The 8,350-nt window shown below is 63.3% G+C and carries 4 protein-coding genes and 3 pseudogenes; 4 read left to right on the plus strand and 3 right to left on the minus strand.

Translation table 11 applies throughout. The features are described from left to right. Together Y708_RS29605 and Y708_RS0104325 are read right to left on the minus strand one after the other, a co-directional pair. Window positions 1–477: pseudogene (locus Y708_RS29605) on the minus strand (sugar ABC transporter permease); the annotation flags it as partial. After that, window positions 478–1,797 (minus strand): extracellular solute-binding protein, encoded by a 1,320-nt coding sequence (locus tag Y708_RS0104325; RefSeq protein ID WP_035775233.1) that lies wholly within the window; start codon window positions 1,795–1,797, stop codon window positions 478–480. Between the two features lie 193 nt (window positions 1,798–1,990). Here Y708_RS0104325 and Y708_RS0104330 point away from each other — a divergent pair, with 193 nt between their 5' ends. Continuing rightward, complete coding sequence (locus Y708_RS0104330; RefSeq protein WP_028278978.1) at window positions 1,991–3,016, plus strand: LacI family DNA-binding transcriptional regulator; 1,026 nt, start codon at window positions 1,991–1,993, stop codon at window positions 3,014–3,016. A gap of 150 nt (window positions 3,017–3,166) precedes the next feature. On the opposite strand, the pseudogene Y708_RS22805 reads toward Y708_RS0104330, so the two are convergent. After that, window positions 3,167–4,350 (minus strand): annotated as a pseudogene (locus Y708_RS22805) (IS1380 family transposase). A gap of 341 nt (window positions 4,351–4,691) precedes the next feature. Here Y708_RS22805 and Y708_RS28100 point away from each other — a divergent pair. The 3 genes and pseudogenes from Y708_RS28100 to Y708_RS22810 all read left to right on the plus strand — a co-directional run. Next, window positions 4,692–4,826 (plus strand): annotated as a pseudogene (locus Y708_RS28100) (IS5/IS1182 family transposase); the annotation flags it as partial. A 210-nt stretch (window positions 4,827–5,036) separates the two neighbouring features. After that, the gene (locus Y708_RS0104340; protein ID WP_051478592.1) at window positions 5,037–6,092 is read left to right on the plus strand and encodes a LacI family DNA-binding transcriptional regulator; all 1,056 of its coding nucleotides are present in this window, start codon (window positions 5,037–5,039) and stop codon (window positions 6,090–6,092) included. Between the two features lie 159 nt (window positions 6,093–6,251). Then, on the plus strand, window positions 6,252–8,350 hold a 2,099-nt coding region (locus tag Y708_RS22810), incomplete at its 3' end, for a beta-galactosidase (protein ID WP_081746466.1).

Raw genomic sequence — 8,350 nt, forward strand, 5'->3', positions numbered from 1 at the left:
ATTGCCCAGCCAGTCCTGGGCCAGAAACGGCAGGTTAAGGCCGGGGCCCACGCCGAAGTTCGGATCCAGCAGCGCCTTGTACGCAATGGCGATGGCGGCTGATGAAAGCAGCAGCGGCACGAAGTAGATGACCGCGAGCAGGGCCCGGTAGCGCTGTGTTCCGGCCGTGAAAACGCCGAGGAGCATGCTGATCGGAACCTGCACAATCAGGGAGAAAAACATGATCTTCACCGTCACCCACAGCGCGTTCATAGTGACGGGGCTGGCCAGGGCGGTCACCCAGCTGTCGAAGCCGGTGAGGGTGATGTCACCCAGCCCGTTCCAGCTCGTGAAGCTGAGGAAGATCACTCCCACCAGCGGGATGACCGCGAAAATAACGAAGAAAACAAGCGCCGGGGCGGCGAACCAGCCCAGGGAGGCGGCGCTGCGCCTTCCCTGGGCCGGCCGCGTCGACCGGGTTTCGGTCAGCAGAGCCATTTACTTGCCCAGCGTCCCGTTCATTGTCTCCGCGAACTGCTCCGGAGTAATCTCTCCCAGGAAGATGCGGTCCAGGTTGGCGAGCATTGCACTGCCCTGCTCGGGGCTGAGCGCCTGGTCCCAGGAGAGCTGGAAGCTCGGGGCGCCGGTGGCCATGCCGTAGAGCTCGGTCAGGAACTCCTTGTCCTCGGATTCCGCGAGCAGTTCCTCTGCGCCGACGGTCGGCGGGATGGCGCCGGATTCGATCAGATCCTGGGTATACTCCTCGCTGTACACGCCATCCTTCAGGTATTCCAGTGCGGCTTCCTTCTGCGCGTCCGTCGCGGTTTCGGAGACCGACCAGAAGTTGGTCGGGTTACCGACGATGTTCTCCGGGTCCCCCTTTCCGCCCTCCACCGCGGGGAACTGGAGGTAGCCCAGATTGCCGGAGGACACAAAGTCCGGAGCGTCATTCTTCAACGTCTGGTACACCCAGCCACCTTGCAACAGCATCGCTGCCTTGCCGGTGTAGAGCAGTGCAGCGTCAGCGCCGCCGTCGGCCGCTACGGAGGAGAAGCCGTTGATGAAGCCGCCAGCGTCGACGAGTTCCTGGATCTTGGTGAGGGCTTCGATGACGGCGGGGTCGGACCACGCGTCCTCCTCGCCGTCCAGGACGGCCTGGAACACCTCGGGTCCGCCGACCCGGTCCACGAGGTAGGAGAACCACATCAGGTTGGGCCACTTGGACTGGCCGCCGAGGGAGAAGGGCGCAATGCCGGCCTCGTTGAACTTCGGAACCAGGTCCATCAGCTCATCCCAGGTCTGGGGTGGCTCCGCACCAATCTGCTCAAAGAGTTCCTTGTTGTAGTACATGACCACCGGCTGCATGCCCGTGTAGGGCAGTCCGTAGCTGGTGCCGTCGATGACCCCGTTGTCGAAGACCGCTGGGATGTAGCGTTCCTTCACCTCGGGGTTCTCCTCGAGGAATGAGGTCAGATCCAGAACGTGATCTTCATCCACGTAGGATTTCAGTACGCCACCGCCCCAACCATGGATGAGCGTCGGCCCTTCACCGGCACCGATCGCGGTGCGGACCTTGGTCTTGTAGGCGTCGTTCGCGAAATAGTCCAGCTGGATCGCCGCGTCGCTGTGGTCGGCGTTCCACGACTCGACCGAGGCGCCGGTGACAGCCTCGTTTCCGCCCGTCAGAGCCCACATGGTGGGTGAGCCATCGCTCGCCGTGGTGTCCTGGGGGCCGCTGGTTCCGCAGGCGCCCAGTGTGAGGGTGAGGGTCAGTGTGGACGCGACGGCGACTATGCCGGAGAGCTTGTGGTTCTTCATTCGAGAGTTCCTTCTTCGGGCCCGGGCCTACGCTGGCGCCGGTCAATTGAGGCTGTTGTCGTGAAGTGCTTGTGGTTGAGTTTCGAAATGTTTCGAAAAATGTTCCGATGTGTGTAAAGTTATCTGCATCACACCGGCGGGGTCAATAGACTTGCCGATAAAAGTTAATTCCCATCAACCGAAAGAGGAAGCGGTGGCGACCACCAACACGACAACGCCGAAAGCAACGCTCGCCTCCGTGGCGGAAATTGCCGGAGTCTCCATACCGACAGTTTCGAAAGTTCTCAACGGCAGGGATGACGTCGCCGCAGCCACCCGTGACCGGGTGCTGGAGGTGATGCGCAGCCTCAACTACCGCTCGCCTGCTCCGCGGCGGCGCACCGATTCGATAATGATCGACGTCGTCGTCGAGAGCGTGACCACCGCCTACTACACCGAGGTGATGGACGGGATTCTGGAGTGCACCAGCGAGAACCGTGCGGAGGTGGTGCTTTCCGCAATGTCGCTGGAAGCAGTCAGCGCGGCCGAACGTGTCCGCCGCATGCTCGACGCCGGGAGGCAGGGACTCCTCCTGGTCACCTCGAAGTGGGGACGCAGCGACATCCTCACCTTCCAGGAACGGGGAATCCCCGTGGTCCTGGTTGATCCGCTCAATCCTCCCGGGGCCGACGTCGTCAGCGTGGGTGCCACTAACTGGGCGGGCGGCAAGGCGGCCACGGAACACCTGTTGGATCTCGGTCATGAGCGCATCGCCCACTTGGGTGGGCCGGTACGTGCCGAGTGCAGCCAGGACCGCCAACACGGCTACATGGCGGCGCTGTCGGGGCGGGGTATCGAGGCCCGTCCTGAGTACGTCATCTCGCGGGACTTCACCAGGACGTTCGGAATCCAGGGGCTGGCTCAGCTGCTGGAGCTGCCTGAGCCGCCCACCGCGATCTTCGCGGCGAACGACACGATTGCGATCGGGGTCTGGGAAGAAGCGCGTCGGCGCGGGATGACACTGCCAGCGGACTTGAGCATCGTCGGTTTTGACGGCACGTCCTTCGCGGAGCAGACCATGCCGCAGCTCACGACGATCGAACAGCCACTGCGGGAAATCGGCCGGGCAGCCGCCCGGACCCTCCTGCGTCAGATCGACGGGCAGCAGCCCGATTCGACGCGCATCGAACTTGCTACGCGGCTCCTGGTGAGGGAGTCGACGGCGCCGCCGCGGGGGTAAGCGAGCCCACCGATCCGTGGCCGGTCCCGGGTGTGATTCGGGGCTGGCTGCGGTTTGTGTTTTTGGGCGTGGTTAATCATCCGGCCCCGCTGGCGCTGGTGTTCCACTGGATGTTCCTGGTCGGGCCGTTTCCGGCTGGTTGGCGGGGTTCTATGCCCCTTCCGGTGGGGCGTGGACGATTGTGAAGAGCTCTTCCCAATCGGTTTTCCAGGGCCAGGCTTCGGGCAAGTGAAGGCGGATGCGTCGGGCGCTGGTGGCGATGCGGGCTGGGACATGGATGAGTTTGCGGCGGATCGTGCCGGTGCGGGCCTTGCCGAAGGGGCCCGCGGCGAGGATTCCGGCGGCCCGGGTGAGGTTATAGGCCGTGACCGCGGCGTCCACGGTGGTGAAGAACGCGTGGTGCCGGTGTGTGTCGAACAGCGTTGGTTGTCCGTCGCTGGCCTTCCGGTTCAGATCGGGGATGCGGCGGACGACCAGCCGGCCGGTGATCTGCTCGGTCTTTTTGCGGGAGCTGAACGCGGTGAACCTGGTTTCGGCGACCTCGGCCCGGGACACCCAGGTGTTCGTGGTCTCGTCGAAGACCGCGTCGGTGTATTCGATCGTTTCCCACGCCTTCTCCGGGATCCCGGCGATGGCCCGTTTGACGGCCGGGTCCATGCGTACGGTCGCCGAGACCTCCGCCCCGCCGGCCAGGGCGGCGGAAACTGCTGCATGGCCGTAGAAGGCCGAATCGAACCGGCAGAGCACCCGCCCGCGGCTCTGCCCTCCGGCCTGGAGTCGTTTGAGGGTGGAGAGGGCGTCGGTGATCAGGCGTTTCGCTCCGCGGGCAGAGTTCGCCGCGCCCTTGCGCAACCGCTGGGCGGCGATTACCGGGGTGGTGTCCTTCGTTGAGACCGTGGCCAGCAGGGCGTTCAGCCCGCGGACCCCGGAGTACCCGTAGCCGGAGCCCTACTTCTGGTAGCCGTGGACTTCGATGATCGTGTCGTCAACATCGACGAACACGAAGTCCTCCGCCCCGGGGGTACCGAGCAGCGGTGCCCGGGTCCCCAGGTTGGCCAGGAAACGGGAGGCGACCGCGTCCAGTTGGCGCACGTGACCGAACGTGAAGGCCCGCAGGAACGAGCCCAGGGTGGAGGGCGCGTAGCAGGCGGTGAAGAGCCTGCCCATTCCGCCGTGGCGCAGCAGGCCATGTCATCGATGCTGTCCGCGCCTGCCACCATCCCGGCTACCAGGGACGCGAGCTTCAGCCCGGCATTCGCGCCCTTGTCCGTCGGGACCGACAGCCAGTCGTCGGCCAGCTCCTGCAGCCCGGCGTCCCGGCCCAACACCATCATCGGGAGCAGCCCGGCCGACGCCACGAGGTTCGGCTCGTCGAAGGAAACTGACACCGCGGCAGGCCTGTGGGAAACTCACATCTACGAAATGCCTCTCTTTTCGGGGAAAAATGAGTTCTAGACAAGCTTCATTTTCCGTGAAAAGAGAAGCCTTCTCGGTCTAAAACGCCGCAAGGATCCCGATCCACATCGGTGGATCAAGGTTTAGACACCGCAATCAAACCCGGGGAAGAGGCTCCCGCCGCTAAAGCGGTCGGGTTCATAAAAGGAAGTGGGCAGGGTCGGCGCGGTTCCAGAGGCGGACGCCCCGATCCTTCGACAGGGAAGCCTACAAAGGCTGAAATGTCGTTGAACGCTGCTTCAACCCGCTCAAACAATGGCGTGGCATCGCGACCAGAAGCGACAAAACAGCACGCAGCTACCTCGCTGGCGTCACCCTCGCCTCGGCCCTCATCTGGATCAAATCAGGAGTTTAGCAACACACCCTAGAACCGGTGCAGCCAGAAAGAGGACTTCCCAGACCCTTCAGGAAAGATCCGACGCCCGCAACGTCAAGCTGCCGGTGGTCACGGGAGTCTGTGGAAAGGGTTTGCAGAACACCCCTCCGGGGACTGAGTGAGCGATAGTCTATGTTCCACGAGCGTCGGAGCAGGTGCCTCTGCGGGCGCGGTTGGGAGAAATGCGCTGTGGACGGGCCTATCGTCGGCGCCGGACCTGCGGGAGACGTTGCGCGCTCACGCCGGGTAGCGACCATCTATGACGTTGCGCGAGCAGCTGATGTTTCGCACCAGACGGTTTCCCGCCTACTCAAAGGCGGCTCGGGCATCCGGCCCGAAAATCGGGCCCGCATCGAGCAAGCGTTAAGGGAACTGGACTACCGCCCAAATCTCGCTGCTCGATCCTTGGCCACCAACCGGTCACGCCGAATCGGGGCTCTGGTTTATGAGTTGCAGGAAGTAGGGCCGTCAAAAATTGTGCAGGCCGCTAGCGACTCTGCGCGCGAGGCGGGCTACTTGCTGGACATCGTCAGCCTTGACCCGGAGGATGAGCGGGCAATCGCTGAAGCAGTCGCCCTGCTGGCGCAACAGGACTTCGCCGGAATCCTGGCCTTCGCTCCCACCGACCGCCTCAATGAAGTCATGGCGTCGTCAAAATTCAGGGTTCCGATCTACGTGGAGACGGAATCCGATGACCTGCTTCCCGGCCGGAACACGAGCCTCAATGGGCATGCGCTGGGCTTGGTCACGGACCACTTGCTGGAGTTAGGACACAGCCGCCTGTTTCATGTGGCGGGCCCTCGCGCATGGTTGTCGGCGCGAAACCGGACGGCCGCATATCACCGGGCCCTCGAGGCGCACGGACTGGAATCCGTCGGCACCTTAAACGGCGACTGGTCCGCAGCCAGCGGTTACCGCGCGGGTTTGGAAATCCCTCTCGACCGGGGAGTGACTGCGGTCGTCGCCAGCAATGACCAGATGGCCCTAGGGGTCCTGAGAGCGCTCAGCGAGAGAGGCATCGCTGTCCCACAAGACGTCAGCGTGGTCGGTTTCGACGATATCCCCGAATCGGCGTATTTCGACCCGCCCTTGACGACCGTTCGCCTCGACTTCCGTTGCCAAGGCCGAAGTGCGCTTAAGAAGCTGCTCACCCTTATCGGTGACACCGATGCTTTGCCCGAGCCCGTGACTGTGCTGCCCGAACTGGTGGTCCGGAGTTCCTCCAGCCCTGCAGCTGGCGGCTAGGAGGGCCGCCGTTGCCCCTGTCTGAAGAAGTTATTGCTTAGCCCTTGTGACGCGGCACACTCCCGGGCTAGGATCCTACTCATCGTTTGTTACCGGTAACGAGGCTAACTGGCTGCCCGATACAGGCAGCTTTCCCGACGGATCAATGGAGTCCATGCGATGGCAGAACTGCCCCCCTCGCCGCATCTTGCCGGCCGGATACTTTTCGGTGCCGCCTACTACACCGAATACCAGCCAGTTCCGCGTCTCACCGAAGATTTGGACCTGATGGCCGAGGCGAATTTCACCGTCATCCGTGTGGGTGAGTCCGTATGGTCCACCTGGGAACCTTCGGACGGGGAGTTCAATCTGGATTGGCTGCAGCCCGTCCTCGATGGCGCCCACCAAAGAGGCATTGGCGTCATCCTGGGCACGCCGACGTACGCGGTGCCTCCGTGGCTCCAGCGGGCACACCCCGAAATTGCGGCAGAACGGCGCACGGGTGAGCGGGTTCCATGGGGAGCGCGCCAGGAAGTCGACTATTCACATCCGGCGTTCCTCTTCCATGCCGAGCGAATCATCCGCAAAATCGTCGAGCGATACGCTGACCACCCTGCAGTTATCGGTTTCCAACTGGACAATGAGCCGGGAATGGAACTTTTTCACGGCCGGCACAGCTTTGTGCGGTTCGTGGACCGTTTGAAGGCCCGTTACGGTGACGTCGACGCGCTCAACCGCGAGTGGGGCCTCACCTACTGGTCGCACCGGATTAGCGACTGGGCGGAACTGTGGATGCCCGAAGGGAATACGGTGCCCCAGTACGACCTCGCATGGCGGCGTTACCAAGCGGAGCTCACCACGGAGTTTATTGCCTGGCAGGCCGGCATCGTGCGGGAGTACGCCCGTGAGGACCAGTTTGTTACCACCTGCATTGCCTACCCGCGGCCGGCAGTGGACGACGCCTCGGTGACCGGCGTTTTGGATGTCACCGCGGGCAACCCGTATTACGGGGTACAGGACCACCTAAGGTTCGACACTACGCACAACCCCATGACGGACTGGACGACGAGCGGGGTCTGGGGGCTGATGCGTCAGGCCGACCGACTATATTCTTCGAAGCAGGCGCGCTATCTAGTCACCGAAACCAACGCCCAGTCGATTTCTGGCAGCGACCAGAACTATCCCCCTTTCCCCGGCCAGCTCCGCCAGGCTGCGTTGGCGCTGGTCGCCAGGGGTGCCGCTATGGTCGAATACTGGCACTGGCACACGCTTCACTCGGGAACAGAAACATACTGGGGCGGCATCTTGCCCCACAGCCAACAGCCCGGACGCGTGTATCGGGAAGTAGCGGAAATCGGAGGTGTACTTAAGAAGCTCGGGCCCGTTCTGGACGGGTACGTTCCCGACGCGGATGCCACCCTGGTCTACAGCAACCCGAGCAAGTGGGCGATGGAGTTTTTCCCTCCGTTGAACGACGGCGGGCAGCCGGATCGCCGGGCGTACCAGCGCATCTTCGACGCTTTCTACCGCGGCGTCATCGAATCGGGGCGTCAGGCCCGGGTGGTGCATGATGTCCAACTGGTGCATGCAAGTGCCAGCGAGCTGGCAGCCGAGCACCCCGTTCTAATTGTTCCCGGGCTATACACCGCATCCGACGACTTATTGAATCTGCTCCGAGATTATGCCGCCGCGGGAGGGCACCTTGTAATCGGCATCCGAACCGCTTACGGCGATGAGGAAGCACGGGCTCGCCTGGCTGTTGCGCCGCCACTGCTCGCGGAAGCGGCCCGTGTGTCCTACGAGGAGTATTCAAACCTGGACACCGACATTTCACTCGCGGTCGAAGGGGATATGGCGCTCTCGGAGGGAGCCAGGGGCACATTGTGGATTGACGGACTCGAAGCGCGCGGAGCGGAAGTGCTCGTCCGTTACGTCCATCCCGAGTTCGGACGCTTCGCAGCGGTAACCACTTCCAGTATGGGAACCGGACGCGTGACAACCGTGGGGACGTTACCCAATCCGGTGATGGCAGCGGATCTGCTCAGGTGGGTCGCCCCGGATGCCATAGCCGGGCATTGGGAGCACGCGCCATCGATCACGGTGAGCTCCGGCACGGCGCAGGAGCGCCGCATCTGGTTCCTTCACAACTGGAGTTCGAACTCCGCGACGGCTGTGGTCCCGGCCGTCGTCTCCGACCCTGCTGCCGGCGTCCAACACGCCCGCGGCACCGAACTGTCGCTCGATCCGTGGGCCTGCCTGGTCCTGGTTGAACACAACCC

Source organism: Arthrobacter sp. H5 (assembly GCF_000520595.1).
Classification (GTDB): Bacteria; Actinomycetota; Actinomycetes; order Actinomycetales; family Micrococcaceae; genus Arthrobacter_D.